This is a genomic window from Streptosporangium sp. NPDC020145, from assembly GCF_040631275.1.
Classification (GTDB): Bacteria; Actinomycetota; Actinomycetes; order Streptosporangiales; family Streptosporangiaceae; genus Streptosporangium.
This window is the reverse complement of sequence record NZ_JBEXZT010000002.1, coordinates 39342-55003: the sequence shown is the minus strand read 5'-3', so window position 1 is coordinate 55003 and position 15662 is coordinate 39342. Positions and strand designations below refer to the sequence as shown.

Below are 15662 nucleotides of genomic sequence, written 5' to 3'. Positions count from 1 at the left end.
GACTCCTTACCGATTACCGCTCCGGAGGGGGCTGCCGGTCCAGCGCGTCGCGAGTGATCTGTTCGGTTTCACGCAGGCCCACGCGGACCCCTTCGAGCCCGGCGGCCAGCTCGTCGAGCACCCGCGCCGGGTCCAGGACCCCGGTGGCCGACGTCGCCGCCAGCTCGACCACCCGCGCCAGGAGCCCCTCGATGCTGATCGTGCTCGACTCCATCCGGGCGAGCGCCCGGTCCCTGGTCTCCGCGAGCCGGTCGACCACCTCAAGCTGGGCGGCCAGCGAGGAGAGCGCGCGGTCGATGTCCTCGACGACCTCCTTCCTGGCCTGCTCCCTGGCGCCGGTCAGCCGGAGGCGCTCCCGCATGAGCTGGTCGAGGTCGAACCTGTCCAGCGCGGCACAGGCCAGCGACGCCTGCTGGGCCAGCCGCCGCAGGGCGGCCATCGCGTCGTCCACCTGGGGACGCATCAGCGCGACCCGCCCGGCCAGCGGGCCGTCCCCCATCGAGGCGCCCAGTTCGTCGAAGCTCCGCGTCGCCTCCTCCGCCCGCCGCAGCCACCGCTCCTCCTGGCTGCCCGAGGTGACGGTCGCCGTACGGCCGCCGCCCCGGCCCTGCAGGACGGCGCTGCCCACCTTGGTCAGCCAGACGGCGGCCCCGACGAAAACGGCGGCCGCCGGGGGCACGTTCACGGCCCAGGCGGCGCCCGCCGCGGTCACACCGAGCAGCAGCCCCCACGGGTCGCGTAGTTCCTCACCGAGCCGGGACATCAGAAGTTGGACACCACCGCGGTGAACACCTGGTCGATGCTCCCCGGCTCCCTGGAGTCGTAGGCGGCGGCGTTCGTCATCTGGGAGATCTGCCTGAGCACGCCGAGGTCGGCGTCCTGGCCGTAGGCGATGGTGAACATCCGCACCGACTCCCCGGACGGTTCGGTGCGCAGCCCGGCCAGCAGTTTGTCCAGGGAGAGACTGTTGTTGTCCTCGTTCCTGCCGTCGGTGAGGAAGACGACCGCGTTGATCGCGTCACCGCTGTGCCGCCCGCGCACGTGCTGGTAGGCGGCCATCGCCGTGTCGTACAGGCCGGTCCCGCCGTCCGGGGTCAGCCCGCCGAGCCTGGCCCGCAGCCGCTTGCGCTGGGCGTCGTCGACGGTCGCCATCGGGGCCAGCTCCAGATGGTCCTTGGCGCCGTCCCGCTCGGTCGAGAACATCCACAGGCCGACCTGGTCGTGCGGCCCGAACTGGGGCAGCGCGTTGACGGCCGCCTGCTTGGCGAGTTCGAGCTTGCTCCTGCCCGTGCCGGGCACCTGGGCGCCCATCGAGCCGGAGACGTCGATCACCATGAGCACGTTGGCGGGCTTGCGCAACTCGGCCCAGCTGGACAGCACCTTGTCGAGCACGTTGGGGGCGGGCGGGCTGAGCGTGTTCCCCGGTTCGGCGGGCAGCAGCCCGTTCGCCTGGGTGATGAGCCCGCCGGGCTTGCCGTCGTGCGACCTGAAGGCGTGGTCGGTGAACTGCTTCTGCTGCGGCGCCGCCTGGAGGTAGGCCAGGAAGTCGGCGGCCACGGCGCGCTTGGCGTCGTCCACCCACGGCGTGGTCAGCACCGCGTACGGGTTGTCCGAGTAGAGGGTGCCCTCCTTGGGGTAGATCGCGACCAGCGGCACCTTGGGTTTGCCGTGCTCGCCGAGCGTCGTGGGGTCGCCGGTCGGGTTGCCCTCGTTGTAGTCCCAGACGGACTTCTCCTCGACGGCCACGGCGGAGATGTAGCTCAGGCCGGTCCCGGCGTCGTCGGCCCGCTGCAGGTTCGACAGGAACGTCAGCGTCGTGTCGCCGTAGTGCACGATCGAGTGCTCGACCCCCCGCACGAACTCCCGCGCCGCGGGGTCGGCCACGTTGTGCTCGGACAGGTCGCCCGACAGGCCGGTGGCCGCGAAGTAGGTGCCGATGGTGGCGTTCAGGCCACTGGTCGAGAAGTTGGGGTTGGTCTTGCCCAGCCGGAAGGCGCCCCACTCGGGATGGCCGTACTTGGCCCACGAGCTCTTCGACAGTTCGAGCAGGTCGGACCAGCCGAGTTTCTTGCCCGGCCAGCCGAGCGCCTCGGCCATCGGCTTGGGCATCGCGATGACCAGCGGCGTCTTGGCGATCGACGGGTTGTCGTCGGCGACGGGGGAGGCGGTGTCCGCCGCGGCGGCGCGCTGCCTGAGCAGGGCGATCCAGCTGCTGCTCGCCGGAGACCAGACGTCGGGGCGCGGGCCGTCCCGTCCCTCGTCCCAGCCTCTGGCGAGCGCCTGGATCAGGCCGCCGCTCGACCTGGTCACGGCGATCTCGGCGCACCGGCCGCCGACCTTCCTGCCGCTGTAGCCGGCCGCCATCTTCCTCAGCAGCTCGGCCTTCTCAAGGGAGGCGGCCACGGTCAGCCGTATCCCCTCGCCGTCGCAGGCCGCCGCGGTTTCGGTGCCCTTCCGGGATTCGCCGCCTCCGCCGCCCTCGTCGTCCCGGGCTCCGATGAACAGCCGCAGGCCGACGATCAGGCTGCCGGCGACGAGGATCGCGATGACGAACGGGGCGACGTTCCTGCGTCGTCGCTGCGGCTGCTGCACCCGGCCTCCCGAGGATGGTGGTGTCTGTCCGACGCGGAGTTCGCCACCGCCCCGGCGGGAACCGTGATCCGCGATCAAGGGCGAAGAGCCGGTGCATCGTCAGACGATCGTAGGAAGAACCGTTTTACTCGGACAAGAGGTGATCGGCTACCCGTCCGTGGACGAGGTCGACGAGGGTGGCGTGCAACTGTTCGACCGGGCGGGTGGGATGCAGCGCCCTGCGCTCGATCGAGGTGGTCAGGACCATGCCGAACAGCGCGGTCGCCGCGGTCTCCACGTCCAGGTCAGCGCGGACCGTTCCCCGGATGACCGCCTCGCGCAGCGTGTCCGCGTAGACGCCCAGCACCTCCCGCCTGAGCGTGGCGATCGTCTCCTGCCAGGCCGTACGCCACATCTCGGTCAGCAGCACCCGGGCGAAGGCCGCGTACTCCTCGAAGAAGCGCAGCTGCGCCATGATCACCGCGTCCAGCGCCTCCAGCGGGCTCTCCTGGGCCTGGGCCGCCCGGGTCATCGTCTCCGCCAGTTGCCGGATGCCGTGTTCGAGCAGGGCGGTGAAGAGCCCGTCCTTGCTGCCGAAGTTGTAGAAGACCGTGCCCTTGGCCACCCCGGCCCGTTCGGCGATCGCCTCGACGGTCGCCGCCGCGTAGCCGTCCTCGGCGATCACCTCGACCGCCGCGCCGAACAGCCGAAGCCGTGTCGCGGCCCTGCGGCCGTCCTCCCCGCCCGCGGCCCGCTGTCTCGTCATGCGCCAACCGTAGTCACAGCGCCAGCTCCGGGTGCAGGCGGCGCATGGTCCAGGTACGGCCCCGGTGCACCGCGTAGACGCTCAGGGCCAGGCCCAGGACGGTGAACAGGGCCAGCACCCCGCAGGCCTGCCAGGCGACGGTCAGGTCACCGCCGCCGATCAGCCTGCGCAGCGCGCTGACCACCCAGCTCATCGGCAGCCACGGCGAGATCGCCCTGAAGAAACCCGGTGAGGTCTCGATGGGGTAGGTTCCCGCGGCCGAGGTGAGCTGGAGCATCAGCAGCGCCAGCACCGCGACCCGTCCCGGTGGCCCGAGCAGGGCGTTGACCGCCTGCACGATCGCCAGGAACGCCGCCGTGGTCAGCAGCAGGACGCCCACGACCCCGGCCCAGTGCGCGGCCTCCATGCCGAGCCCGAACCTGATCACGGCCAGCAGCACGCCGACCTGCGCCGCGCCCAGGGCGACCCCGGGAAGCCAGCCCGCGAGGGCGATCCGCCAGGCGGGAGCCGTACCGGCGAGCAGGCGCGGGTTGAGCGGGCGCAGCACCATGTAGCTCACCATCGCGCCGACCCACAGCGCCAGCGGGACGAAGAAGGGCGCGAAGCCGGTGCCGTAGTTCGGCACCCGGTTGAGGACCTGGCTGGCCAGCCTGACCGGTTCGCTCATCATGTCGGCGCGCCGCGCGCGCTCGTCCCCGTCGTAGTCGGGGATGCGGGCCGCGCCCTCGCCGAGTTTGTCGCTCAGCTCCTTCGACCCGTCGGCCAGCTTGCCGAGGCCGTCGCTCAGCTCTCCGGCGCCCCGGCTCAGCCTGCCGACGCCGCTGTCCACCCTGGTCGCGCCGTCGCTCAGCCTGACGATGCCGCCGTCGAGCCGGGACAGGCCCTGGCTGAGGCGGTCGGCTCCGGTGCCGAGCCTCGTCAGGCCGGAGGTGAGCCGGCCACCTGCCGTACCCGCCTTGCCGAGTCCGGCGCTGACCTTGGCCGAGCCCGCGGCCAGTTCGCCGAGGCCCGCCTCCAGCTGTTTCACGGCCTTCCTGGCCCGTTCGAGGCGGGCGCCCGCGGAGGGGGCGATCTCGGCGGCGCGGCCCGCGAGTTCGGAGACGCGCCGCGCGTCCCGCCGCAGCCTGGCCGCGGTCTGTCCGTCACGTGCGGGGCCCGAGGGCTCGCCCGCCTGGGTCGAGGCGGAGAGCCGGTCGGCGATGCCGCGCAGCGCGGAGTCGGCCTCCGGGTTGGCGGCGATCCAGTTCTGCAGCCGCCGTGCCTGCTGCGCGGCCTGGCCGGAGACCCGCCCGCCCGACCCGCCCGAGCCGTCCGCGAGCAGAGCCGCGTCCCGCTCGACGGCCTGGGCCAGGGACCGCAGCCGCGCGCCGTTGGCGTCGAGCAGCCTGGTCAGCTCGCCTGCCGCCCTGTCGAGCGCCGCGATCTGGGCGCGGACCTGCCGGTGGACCTTGGCGTTGCCCGCCGCGACCCGTTTCGCGCCGTCGCCGAGCCTGTCCAGGCCCCGGCCGAGCTCACGCGCGCCGTCGCGTGCCCTGCCCAGCCCGCCCGCAAGTTCGGCCGCCCCCGAGGAGAGCTTGCCGGTCGCCGCGTTCGCGCCGCTCAGGCCGGTGACGAGCCTGCCGGTGCCGTCCTTGGCCTTGTCGAGACCGGTGTCCAGGGCGGAGGCGCCCTCGCCCGCCTTGGCCGCGCCGTCGCGCAGCTCGCCCGCGCCGTCGGCGGCCTTGGCCGTCGCCTCGTGCAGCTCTCCGAAGGAGACGAAGACCCGGTCCCAGTAGTCCTTCAGCGCCGTACGGCCCGCGGACTCCCTGACCTCGGCGAACACCGCGTCGGAGATCGTGCGCATGACGTAGCTGCGGCCGGTGTCCACCCGCACGCCCAGCTCGGCCGGGGTGGGCGCGCCCTCCCCTGAGGGGGAGGCGAGCCTGGCGCTGAAGTCGGCGGGGATGGTCAGCGACAGGTAGAAACGGCCGTCGTTGACGCCGTCCAGAGCCTGCCGCGCGTCGGTCGTGTGCCAGTCGAAGACCTCGCGCTCACGCAGCCTGTCGGCCAGCTCCCGGCCCGCGTCGACCGTCTTCCCGTCCACGGTCGCGGGCCGGTCCTCGACGACCAGCGCGACCGGGATGTCACCGAGGTTGCCCTGCGGGTCCCAGAACGACCACAGGTACAGCCCGGCGTACAGCAGCGGCAGCATCACGACCCCCGCCAGCGCCGCCCTGGTCAGCCGTGACCGGGTGAAACGCCGCAGCTCCAGGTCGCCCAGCCGAAGTGATCTCATCGTTCCTCCTGGCCCGGCAGGCGCAGCGTCCCAACCGGGCGCGCCTTGGCGGCCCCGGGGGTCGTGGTGGTTTCGAGGGTTCCACCGGCCCGCGGGGGCTCGGGGGGTTCGGTGCACGCGGCGAAGACGGTCAGGCCCAGCGCGGCCAGTCCGGTGAGCGTCGCCCAGAGCGCCGCGCGCCGTACCGCGTCGAGCCCGGTGTCCACGTTGTCGAGGACGAGCAGTCCCGGTTCGTCGAGCAGGGCGAGGGCGAGGCCGAGCCGTACACGCTGTTCGCGGTCCAGGGCCCGCACCAGGGTCCTGTCACCGGGGGAGCGTTCGAGGCCGGCCAGTTCGAGCGCGACGCCCGCCCGTGTCTCCTGCCGGCCGCCCCGCCGTGACCCCAGAGGACCCCGTGCCCGCTCACGCAGGTGCTCGGCGACCGACAGCGCGGGATCCAGGTCGTTGACCCCGTCGACCAGGCCGAGCGCGGCCACCCGCCTGATGGTCCTGGGCGTGTGCCTTCCGGCGACCGTGAGTGTGCCCGCGGTGGGTTTCATCCGGCCGGCCAGGGTCAGCAGGAGGCTGGTACGCCCGCTGCCCGCCTGTCCGGCGACGGCCGTGAGCGCGCCGGGGGCGGCCTCGGCGGTGACCTCGCGGTAGACCCAGCCGTGCCCGCCCCTGAGGGAAAGGTCGTCGGCGCGCACCGCCACCCCGGTGAACATCTCGCCTCCACGTTTCAAACTGACCAGTCAGTACAAAAACTAACACAACGAAAAACCCCGCCCGTTCCCGGGCGGGGCCTTTCGCGTCACCGCAGGTCAGAAGGGGGCGGAGCCGTACTCCTGGAGGAAGAGCGCCTCCGTGGCGATCGTACGGCGCAGCTCCTCGATGACGACACGCTCGTTGGGCGCGTGGATCGAGGCGTCGTCGTCCTCGGCGCCGAAGAGCAGGATCGAGGCGGCGGGGAACTGCCTGACGAGCGTGGAGACCAGCGGGATCGAACCGCCCGCCCCGACGTCGCGCGGCGGCCTGCCGTAGGCGCGCTCCATGGCCCGGTTCAGCGCGGAGCGGGCGACGCCGCCGGTGTCGGCGAGGAAGCCGGAGCCGAGCACGTGGTCGCTGAAGCTCACCCTGACCCCCCAGGGGGCGACCTGCCGCAGGAAGTCGAGCACGGCCTCGGTCGTGGCCTTCGGGTCGCCCGCCGGGGGCACCCGTACGGTCACCCGCGCCCTGGCGACGGGCTGGACGGCGCTGATGGCGCCGGAGACGGTCGGCACGTCCAGGCCGGTGACCGTGATGGCGTAGGAGGCCCACAGCCGGTCGGCCAGCGAGCCCGAGCCGACCAGGGAGACGTCGTCGAGCACGCCCGCCGTCGCCCTGAAGTCCTCCTCGGAGGGGCCGGTGCCCAGGAAGGTGCCACGGGGCAGGCCGGGGACGCGGATGTCGCCGTGGTCGTCGTGCAGGGAGGCGAGCATCCGGATCAGCGCGGCCAGCGCGTCGGGGGCGGCACCGCCGAACGAGCCGCTGTGCAGCGACTCGCGCAGCGTGCGCACCTCGACGGTGAAGGCGGCCATGCCGCGCAGCGAGGTGGTCACCGCCGGGTCGCCGACGCGGGGGTTGCCGGTGTCGGCGACCACGATCGCGTCCGCGCGGACCAGTTCGGGGTTGTGCTCGATGAAGGACTCAAGGCGCTCCCCGGCGTACTCCTCCTGGCCCTCGACGATCACCTTGACGCCCACCGGGAAACGGCCCCTGAAGGCGCGCAGCGCGGCGACGTGCGTGATGACGCCGGACTTGTCGTCGGCGGCGCCGCGTCCGTGGATGGCGCCGTTGATCTCGGTCGGCTCGAAGGCCGGGGTGCGCCACAGCGCGGGGTCGCCCGCGGGCTGCACGTCGTAGTGCGCGTACAGCAGGACGGTCGGCGCGCCGGGCGGAGCGGGAGCCTCGGCGTAGACGGCGGGGAAGCTCCCTGGGACCGGTACCTGCTGGACGTGCGGCAATCCCGTACTGCGCAGCAGTTCCTCGGTCACCGCGGCGGCGGCGAACACCGGCTCCTCCGGGTGGCCGGGGAAGGCCACGGAGGGGATGGCGACGAGGCGCTTGAGGTCCTCGACCGCCTGGGGCAGTCCCGCGGCGACGGCGCCCTCGATCTCGTCAGGAGTCACAACGTTCCCTCGCATCTCAACATCTGGTCCGTCCTATTGGATCACAACGAGTGGACGACCCTTCGTCATTGGTGTCCGTTTCCATCGTCCAATGGTTTCGCGTCTCATTCCGTGGGACGGAACCCGGAGACCGGAGCGGCATGGGCCGCGCTCGCGGATTTCGTTGATGTCGTGGGATGTCATTGCGGATTCCGATGTCATTGCAGTCCGTTGCCACGTTTTCACTTGGCAAGGTGATGTTCGGCGTGCAGACTGTGGGGAGCCCAGCTCATCGAGGGAAGATCGCCATGAACCACCCCGAAAACACCGACGTCGCCTCGATCATGAAGGCCGCGCAGGACAACCTGTGGCTGCACTTCACCCGGCACGGCTCCTATCGGGACGCGGAGATGCCGATGATCGTGCGAGGCGAGGGCAGCTACGTCTACGACATCCACGGCAAGCGCTACCTCGACGGCCTGGCCGGGCTGTTCGTGGTCCAGGCGGGCCACGGCCGCAGCGAACTGGCCGAGGCCGCGGCCAAGCAGGCGCAGGAGATGGCCTTCTTCCCGCTGTGGTCCTACGCCCACCCCAAGGCCGCGGAACTGGCGCAGCGGCTGGCCGAGCAGACCCCGGGCGACCTCAACCGGGTCTTCTTCACCACCGGCGGCGGCGAGGCCGTCGAGACCGCCTGGAAGCTCGCCAAGCAGTACTTCAAGATCACCGGAAGGCCGCTCAAGCACAAGGTCATCAGCCGCCAGATCGCCTACCACGGCACCCCCCAGGGCGCCCTGTCGATCACCGGCATCCCGGCCTTCAAGCAGATGTTCGAGCCCCTGGTCCCCGGCTCGATCCGGGTGCCGAACACCAACCACTACCGCGCCGACGAGATCACCGGCGTGCCCGGCATGACCCCTGAGCAGTACGGCCACTGGGCCGCGGAACGCGTCGCCAGGGCCATCGAGATGGAGGGCCCCGACACCGTGGCCGCCGTCTTCGTCGAGCCGGTGCAGAACGCGGGCGGCTGCTTCCCGCCCCCGCCCGGATACTTCCAGCGCCTGCGCGAGATCTGCGACGAGTACGACGTCCTGCTCGTCTCCGACGAGGTCATCTGCGCCTTCGGCCGCCTCGGCACCATGTTCGGCGGGCAGAAGTTCGACTACGTCCCCGACATCATCACCTGCGCCAAGGGCATGACCAGCGGCTACTCACCGATCGGCGCCATGATCGCCTCGGAGCGCCTCTTCGAGCCGTTCAAGGACGGCACCGAGATGTTCGCCCACGGCTACACCTTCGGCGGCCACCCGGTCTCCGCCGCCGTGGCCCTGGCCAACCTCGACCTGTTCGAGCGCGAGGACCTGCTCGGCCACGTGACCCGCAACGAGCCGGTCTTCCGCGCCACCCTGGAACGCCTGCGGGACCTGCCGATCGTCGGCGACGTGCGCGGGTCCGGCTACTTCTGGGGCATCGAACTGGTCAAGGACAGGACGACCAAGCAGACCTTCGACCTGGAGGAGTCGGAACGCCTCATCCGGGGCTATCTGTCCTCGGCCCTGTACGAGGCCGGGCTGTACTGCCGGGCCGACGACCGGGGCGACCCGGTCATCCAGCTCGCCCCGCCGCTCATCTGCGGCCCCAAGGAGTTCGACGAGATCGAGTCGATTCTGCGGTCGGTTCTGACAGAAGCGTGGAATCGGCTCTGACTTCACCCTGGCAGCAGCACAATGGATCTCACCCAATCGTCACGGCATTCGCTGAAACGTCACCACGTTCAGCGGGCCATGCGGTGACATCCTTTGGAAGCTGAAAGGACCGATTATGAAGATCGGCGTGCCTGCCGAGGTCAAGAACCACGAGTACCGCGTCGCCGCTACTCCGGCGGGCGTCCACGAGCTGGTACGACACGGCCACGACGTCTACGTCCAGCGCGGCGCGGGTCTCGGCTCGCACCTGACCGACGAGGAGTACCTGTTCGCCGGAGCCAAGATCCTCGACACCGCTGACGAGGTGTGGGGTGAGGCGGACATGATCCTCAAGGTCAAGGAGCCGATCGCCGAGGAGTACCACCGCATGCGTCAGGGGCAGGTGCTCTTCACCTACCTGCACCTGGCCGCGGGCCCCGAGTGCACCGAGGCCCTGTTAAGGCAGCAGGTCACCGGTATCGCCTACGAGACCGTGCAGGTCGGCGGCACCCTGCCGCTGCTCGCCCCGATGTCGGAGGTCGCGGGCCGCCTGGCCCCGCAGGTCGGTGCCTACAACCTGATGCGCTTCAACGGCGGCAGGGGCGTGCTGCCCGGCGGCGTGCCCGGTGTGGCCCCGGCCAAGGTCGTCGTCATCGGCGGCGGCGTCTCCGGCCTCAACGCCGCGCAGATCGCGGTCGGCATGGGGGCGGACGTCACCGTCCTCGACCTCAACGTCGACCGGCTGCGCTTCATCGACGCCGTCTATCAGGGGCGGCTGAAGACCCTCGTCTCGACCTCCTACGCCATCGAGAAGGAGGTCCTTGAGGCCGACCTGGTCATCGGCGCCGTGCTGATCCCCGGGGCCAAGGCGCCGACCCTCGTCTCCAACGAGCTGGTCTCCAGGATGAAGCCGGGTTCGGTCCTGGTGGACATCGCCATCGACCAGGGCGGTTGCTTCGAGGACTCCAGGCCGACCACCCACGCCGACCCGACCTACCAGGTCCACAACTCGGTCTTCTACTGCGTGGCCAACATGCCCGGTTCGGTGGCCAACACCTCCACCTACGCCCTGACCAACGCGACGCTGCCCTACGCGGTCAAGCTCGCGGGCCTCGGGTGGAAGTCGGCCCTGCAGCAGGACGCGGGCCTGGCGCCGGGCCTCAACACCCACGCGGGCCTGCTCACCAACGACCAGGTCGCCCAGTCCCTCGGCCTGCCGTACACCCCGGTCTCGCAGGTCATCGCCGACTGACCGTTCCACACCGTGACCGTGCCCCGCGCTCCCGGCGCGCGGGACACGGCCCCCCTCTCTCCGCGTACGGCCCCGCGCTTCGATTCCGCGCGGGAAAGCCGTTTTCGGCCGCCAATTCTCCGCATATAGTGCCGAGTTCGAACGGCGGAATGTCACGGCCGGGTTGTCCCCAGGTGCCAGCGCTTCTCAGAGAGCGCCGCTTCTGAGCACCGACATCCGCTCGAAATACTCCTCGGCACCGAGCTCGCCCCTGGCATACCGCTCGGCGAGAATCCGCTCGGCCGCCGCCGTTGTGCCCTCCTGGGGCGTCTGGACCTCAGGACGCCGCCACGGCCCCAGACCCCGGCGCCGGGCCCGCACCACCAGCGTCGCGACCCCGGCCCACACCAGCACCCAGAACACCGGGAAGACCGGCCACCAGGGCACGTGCCACCCCCACGGCGGAGCCGCCGCGACGACCTCGTGACCCACGGCGAGAACGTTCATCTTCTACCTCCTTCGACGTCTCCACCCTCCCGTGCGGGACGTGACGGGCAATCGCCCCCACGTCCCATCACGGCGTACGGCGCCGGGCGTATCCGGGGCCGGGGTGGATACGACCCGCTCAGGAGCGCACGAAGACCGAGGTGTCCAATGTGAAGCCGACCGGTTCCGGCAGGTGCACGGGCGAGCCCATCGCGACCCGGGTCGAGGTCAGGTAGGCCCCCTCCTTGGGGTCGCTGAGGACCGTCACGGTCGCCGGGGTGGCCACGGGGTCGATGATGACCATCACCGGGACCTCGCCGAGGGCGTAGACGCCGGGCTTCCTGTCACGGTCGTCGGCGACACTGCCGGGCGAGACGATCTCGGCCACCATGATGAGACCGGACGACAGCAGCTCCCGCTCTCCCCAACGGGGGCAGTCGGGCGGGGCGAGCACGAAGTCGGGCTCCACGGGGTCGCGAGGCCCGTCGATGCAGACGTCGACGTTTCCGCTGAAGCCGTCCCAACCCTTCTCCTCGATGAGAGGAAGAAGCGCGCCGTACAGGCGCATCGCGATCCTGGCGTGTTCGGGGGTGCCCACCGGGCTCACTATGAGTCTCCCGTCGATGATCTCGGTGCGAAGCCCGGGAAGCTGGGGGAGGGCCTCGAACAGTTCGCGTGGCGTCCCGGGCAGGGGGTGGGACGCGGTTTCGGGAGTGGGCCTCAGAGTGGCGGGGCGCCGTCGTGACATCATGAGCACGATTGTTTCCCTTCGTGTCCTTGGGAACACGCAGGGTATCGCCGACATGCCGTGCGGGCATGGGTTTTCCCTGAAAACGATCACAGCCAGCCGGGGCGGACCAGGCCGGACTCGTAGGCGATGACGACGAGCTGGGCGCGGTCGCGGGCGTGCAGTTTCATCATGGTCCGGCTCACGTGCGTCTTGGCGGTCGCGGGGCTCATGAAGAGCCGCTGGGCGATCTCGTCGTTGGTCATGCCGGTGCCGACCAGGGTGAGGACCTCCCGTTCACGCTCGGTGAGCAGGGAGAGGTCCTGGGAGGGGTGCGGCGCCTTGGCCCGGCTGGCGTACTCGGCGATCAGACGGCGGGTCACCCCGGGGGACAGCAGCGCGTCCCCGGCGGCGACGACGCGGACGGCCTGGATGAGCTCGGCCGGCTCGGTGTCCTTGACGAGGAACCCGCTGGCGCCGTTGCGCAGCGCCTCGAAGACGTACTCGTCGAGTTCGAAGGTGGTCAGGATGATGATCCGCGGCCCCGGGGGCATCTCCCTGGTCGCGGTCAGGCCGTCCATGCCGGGCATCCTGATGTCCATCAGCACCACGTCGGGCCGGTGCTCGGCGGCAAGGCGCAGCGCCTGGGCGCCGTCGGAGGCCTCGGCCACGACGGTCATCCCGGGCTGGGCGTCCAGCAGGGCACGGAACCCGGCCCTGACCAGCGCCTGGTCGTCGGCGAGAACGATCTTGATCATGCGGGTTCCTCCGGGATCGGCAGCCGGGCCTCGACGCGGAAACCCCGTCCGTGCGGGCCCGAGGTCAGGGTGCCGCCGAGGGCCGTGGCGCGTTCGCGCATGCCGGGGATGCCGTTGCCGCCGCCCAGGGGTTCGGCCGCGCCGACGCCACCGGTGTCGGTGACCCGGATCAGCAGCTCACGCGGGCCGTACCGCAGGAGCACGGTGACGGTCGAGCCCGGAGCGTGCCGGGCGGCGTTGGTCAGGGCCTCCTGGACGATGCGGTACCCGGCCCGGTCGGTCCCCGGGGGCAGCGCCCTGACCCGGCCCTCGACCTGCCGTTCGATCGTCAGGCCGCCGTGCTCGGCACGTCCGGTGAGCTCGTCGAGGCGGTCGAGCCCGGCCGTGGGGGAGCGGGGAGCGCCCTCGCGGAGCACGTTGATCACCGAGCGCATCTCGGTCAGCACGTCCTTGGAGGCCTGTTTGATCGTGGTGAGCGCGGTGCGGGCCTGCTCGGGGTGGTCGTCGATGAGATGCAGGGCGGTCGAGGCCTGCACGTGGATGAGGGAGATGTTGTGCGCCAGCACGTCGTGCAGCTCCTGGGCCATGGTCAGGCGCTCCTCGCTGGCCTGCCGCCGGGACTCCTCGGCCTCGACCCGCCTCCGTTCGGCGATCCGCTCGCGCCTGGCCCTGGTGTACTCGCCGGCCGCCAGCACCACGCCGATGAAGGCCGCCACGGCCAGGTTGTGGTACCAGGAGGGGATCGGCAGGTTGGCGGCCCAGGTCGCGTAGGACAGGAGGAAGGCGTACATCAGCCCGCCGGTCAGCCAGGCGGCCCTGCGGTGCCCGGCGGAGACGGCGCAGTAGAGCGCGATGGCCGGGCTGGCGAAGACGGGGCCGTAGGAGTATCCGAGGACGACGTACGCCCAGGTCGCGACCTGGGTCACGGCCAGGCTGACGACGGGGTTGCGGTGCCGTACGGTCAGGGCGAGGGGGCCGGTCAGCAGCAGCGCGTATCCCACGGCGTCCAGCGGGACCCGCATCAGCCCGGCGCTGTGCAGCTGGTTCCACTGGGCCCCGGTGCTGCCCGCGACCTGGACGACGGCCACCAGGAACGGCAGCAGCGGAAGGGGAAGGCGGGTGACGCGCACGGTGAGCACTTTACGTCCCGGCCCTGACCTGCGCGTCCGCCCCCGGCGGCAGACGGCACTACACCGCCGGGCGTAGGAGGGGGGCTGACATGGGCGGTCAACTGAGTCAAGCTGGGCTGCGGGAGGCCAACATGATCAGTCGAGGCTCAACCGTGCTCGCCGCCGCGATTCTGGCGGGAAGCTCCGTCCTGCTCGTACGGCCCGCCACCGCGGCCCCGCAGCAGGAGAAACAACCCGTCGCCGAGGGGTACGGCGGCGCGGTCGCGACCGTGGACCTGGACGCCAGCAGAGCCGCGCTCGGCGTGCTGCGCAGGGGCGGAAACGCGATCGACGCCGCGGTCGCGGGCGCGGCCACGCTCGGCGTCACCGAGCCGTACTCGGCCGGGCTCGCCGGGGGCGGCTACATCGTCTACTACGACGCCCGCCACGGCAGGGTGCACACCATCGACGGCAGGGAGACGGCGCCGAGGGCGATGCGGTCCTCCTCGCTGGAGGGCGTCCCGTTCGACGACGCGGTGACCAGCGGCCTGTCCGCCGGGGTCCCGGGCAGCGTCGCGCAGTGGGAGCTGGCCCTGAGGCGGTTCGGCACGCTCTCGCTCGGTCAGGCGCTCAGGCCCGCGATCGAGGTCGCCTCACGGGGGTTCACGGTCGACCAGACCTTCCACGACCAGACGGCGTCGAACGCCGCCCGGTTCAAGGACTTCACCTCGACCGCCAGGCTGTACCTCCCCGGGGGCGCGCCACCCGCGGTCGGCTCGACCTTCCGCAACCCGGAGCTGGCCGAGACCTACCGGCAGCTCGGCAGGCGCGGCGGCTCCTGGCTGTACGGCGGGCGTCTCGGCGCCGAGATCGTGGCCACGGTCAAACGGCCGCCGGTCACCCCCGGCTCGACCAGGACCGTACGGCCCGGCCTGATGGAACTGTCCGACCTGGCCGCCTACCGGGCGGTGGAACGCCGGCCGACCAAGGTCACCTACAAGGGCATGGACGTCTACGGCATGGCGCCCTCCTCCTCGGGAGGCTCGACGGTCGGTGAGGCGCTCAACATCCTGCAGGCCCTGCCCGGGGTCGGGGCGCACGAGTATCTGGAGGCCTCCAAGCTGGCCTTCGCCGACCGGGGGAAGTACGTCGGCGACATCCCCGGGGTGCCGCTTGGGCAACTGCTGTCGGAGGGGTTCGCCAAGGAGCGCGCCTGCCTGATCGGGGAGCGGGCGATCCCCGCCCCGGCCGCGCCCGGTGACCCGGACGGCTCCTACGGGGCGTGCCGGGCCGTATCGCAGGAGAGCGCGAAGCCGATTCCCGCAGAGGGGCCGGAGACCACCCACCTGGTGGTGGCCGACCGGTGGGGGAACGTCGTGGCCTACAACATCACCATCGAGTCCACCGGCGGCAACGGCATCGTCGTCCCGGGACGGGGGTTCCTGCTCAACAACGAGCTGACCGACTTCACCTTCGGCCCGGCCCCCGGCGACCCCAACCTGCCGGGTCCCGGCAAGCGGCCCCGCTCCTCGATGGCCCCGACGATCGTGCTGAGGAACGGTGAGCCGCTGCTGGCGGTCGGTTCGCCCGGCGGTTCGACGATCATCACCACCGTGCTGCAGATCCTGGTCAACCGCTGGGACTTCGGCATGACGCTGCCCCAGGCGCTGGCCGCGCCGCGCGCCACCCAGCGCAACACCGCGCAGACCCAGGCGGAGCAGGGCTTCATCGACCGCTACGGCCCCGAACTGACGGCAAGGGGTCACAGCCTCGTGCTGAACCCGGAGATCGGCGCGGCGACCGGTCTTGAGTTCCTCGGCGGCGGCAGGGTCCAGGCCGTCGCCGAGCCGGTCAGGCGAGGGGGCGGCAGTGCGCTGGTGGTGAGCGGGCGCCGCTGACGACCTCCCGGCCCCGGAGAACGCGAAACGCGC

The 15662-nt window shown here is 71.5% G+C and carries 13 protein-coding genes; 3 read left to right on the top strand and 10 right to left on the bottom strand.

What is annotated here, in order from left to right; genetic code table 11:
• Positions 1-13: 13 nt before the first annotated feature.
• From ABZ463_RS02890 to ABZ463_RS02865, 6 genes are all read right to left on the bottom strand, one after another.
• The gene (locus ABZ463_RS02890) at positions 14-763 is read right to left on the bottom strand and encodes a hypothetical protein (protein ID WP_362772306.1); all 750 of its coding nucleotides are present in this window, start codon (positions 761-763) and stop codon (positions 14-16) included.
• Positions 763-2592 carry a substrate-binding and VWA domain-containing protein gene (locus ABZ463_RS02885; protein WP_362772303.1) on the bottom strand — a complete coding sequence of 610 codons (1830 nt, stop codon included), beginning with the start codon at positions 2590-2592 and terminating at the stop codon, positions 763-765. Before ABZ463_RS02885 ends, ABZ463_RS02890 begins: the two co-directional genes overlap by 1 nt.
• A gap of 124 nt (positions 2593-2716) precedes the next feature.
• A complete protein-coding gene (locus tag ABZ463_RS02880) occupies positions 2717-3337 on the bottom strand; it encodes a TetR/AcrR family transcriptional regulator (protein WP_352009794.1) in 621 nt (206 codons plus the stop codon).
• 13 nt (positions 3338-3350) lie between these two features.
• The gene (locus ABZ463_RS02875) at positions 3351-5612 is read right to left on the bottom strand and encodes a YhgE/Pip domain-containing protein (protein ID WP_362772300.1); all 2262 of its coding nucleotides are present in this window, start codon (positions 5610-5612) and stop codon (positions 3351-3353) included.
• The gene (locus ABZ463_RS02870) at positions 5609-6316 is read right to left on the bottom strand and encodes an ATP-binding cassette domain-containing protein (protein ID WP_352009792.1); all 708 of its coding nucleotides are present in this window, start codon (positions 6314-6316) and stop codon (positions 5609-5611) included. Before ABZ463_RS02870 ends, ABZ463_RS02875 begins: the two co-directional genes overlap by 4 nt.
• A 96-nt stretch (positions 6317-6412) precedes the next feature.
• Positions 6413-7759, bottom strand: a complete 1347-nt coding sequence (locus ABZ463_RS02865) for a M20/M25/M40 family metallo-hydrolase (protein WP_352009791.1) — start codon at positions 7757-7759, stop codon at positions 6413-6415.
• Positions 7760-8046: 287 nt separating this feature from the next.
• Here ABZ463_RS02865 and ABZ463_RS02860 point away from each other — a divergent pair, with 287 nt between their 5' ends.
• The gene (locus tag ABZ463_RS02860; RefSeq protein ID WP_352009790.1) at positions 8047-9441 is read left to right on the top strand and encodes an aspartate aminotransferase family protein; all 1395 of its coding nucleotides are present in this window, start codon (positions 8047-8049) and stop codon (positions 9439-9441) included.
• Positions 9442-9556: 115 nt separating this feature from the next.
• Positions 9557-10672 (top strand): alanine dehydrogenase, encoded by a 1116-nt coding sequence (ald, locus tag ABZ463_RS02855; protein ID WP_352009789.1) that lies wholly within the window; start codon positions 9557-9559, stop codon positions 10670-10672.
• Between the two features lie 186 nt (positions 10673-10858).
• Here ald and ABZ463_RS02850 read toward each other — a convergent pair whose 3' ends face one another.
• From ABZ463_RS02850 to ABZ463_RS02835, 4 genes are all read right to left on the bottom strand, one after another.
• The gene (locus tag ABZ463_RS02850) at positions 10859-11158 is read right to left on the bottom strand and encodes a hypothetical protein (protein WP_352009788.1); all 300 of its coding nucleotides are present in this window, start codon (positions 11156-11158) and stop codon (positions 10859-10861) included.
• 118 nt (positions 11159-11276) lie between these two features.
• Positions 11277-11885: a Uma2 family endonuclease gene (locus ABZ463_RS02845; protein WP_362772294.1), complete on the bottom strand. Its 609-nt coding sequence runs from the start codon at positions 11883-11885 to the stop codon at positions 11277-11279.
• Between the two features lie 89 nt (positions 11886-11974).
• Positions 11975-12622 carry a response regulator transcription factor gene (locus ABZ463_RS02840; RefSeq protein WP_362772291.1) on the bottom strand — a complete coding sequence of 216 codons (648 nt, stop codon included), beginning with the start codon at positions 12620-12622 and terminating at the stop codon, positions 11975-11977.
• A complete protein-coding gene (locus ABZ463_RS02835; RefSeq protein WP_362772288.1) occupies positions 12619-13752 on the bottom strand; it encodes a sensor histidine kinase in 1134 nt (377 codons plus the stop codon). Before ABZ463_RS02835 ends, ABZ463_RS02840 begins: the two co-directional genes overlap by 4 nt.
• A gap of 131 nt (positions 13753-13883) precedes the next feature.
• On the opposite strand from ABZ463_RS02835, the gene ABZ463_RS02830 reads away from it, so the two are divergent.
• Positions 13884-15629 (top strand): gamma-glutamyltransferase family protein, encoded by a 1746-nt coding sequence (locus tag ABZ463_RS02830; protein ID WP_362772285.1) that lies wholly within the window; start codon positions 13884-13886, stop codon positions 15627-15629.
• Positions 15630-15662 lie beyond the last annotated feature (33 nt).

Coding starts and splice junctions, on each gene's coding strand:
- ABZ463_RS02875 (WP_362772300.1), bottom strand. CDS start 5,612: ATGAGATCACTTCGGCTGGGCGACCTGGAGCTGCGGCGTTTCACCCGG.
- ABZ463_RS02870 (WP_352009792.1), bottom strand. CDS start 6,316: ATGTTCACCGGGGTGGCGGTGCGCGCCGACGACCTTTCCCTCAGGGGC.
- ABZ463_RS02850 (WP_352009788.1), bottom strand. CDS start 11,158: ATGAACGTTCTCGCCGTGGGTCACGAGGTCGTCGCGGCGGCTCCGCCG.
- ABZ463_RS02890 (WP_362772306.1), bottom strand. CDS start 763: ATGTCCCGGCTCGGTGAGGAACTACGCGACCCGTGGGGGCTGCTGCTC.
- ABZ463_RS02840 (WP_362772291.1), bottom strand. CDS start 12,622: ATGATCAAGATCGTTCTCGCCGACGACCAGGCGCTGGTCAGGGCCGGG.
- ABZ463_RS02880 (WP_352009794.1), bottom strand. CDS start 3,337: ATGACGAGACAGCGGGCCGCGGGCGGGGAGGACGGCCGCAGGGCCGCG.
- ABZ463_RS02860 (WP_352009790.1), top strand. CDS start 8,047: ATGAACCACCCCGAAAACACCGACGTCGCCTCGATCATGAAGGCCGCG.
- ABZ463_RS02830 (WP_362772285.1), top strand. CDS start 13,884: ATGATCAGTCGAGGCTCAACCGTGCTCGCCGCCGCGATTCTGGCGGGA.
- ABZ463_RS02845 (WP_362772294.1), bottom strand. CDS start 11,885: ATGTCACGACGGCGCCCCGCCACTCTGAGGCCCACTCCCGAAACCGCG.
- ald (WP_352009789.1), top strand. CDS start 9,557: ATGAAGATCGGCGTGCCTGCCGAGGTCAAGAACCACGAGTACCGCGTC.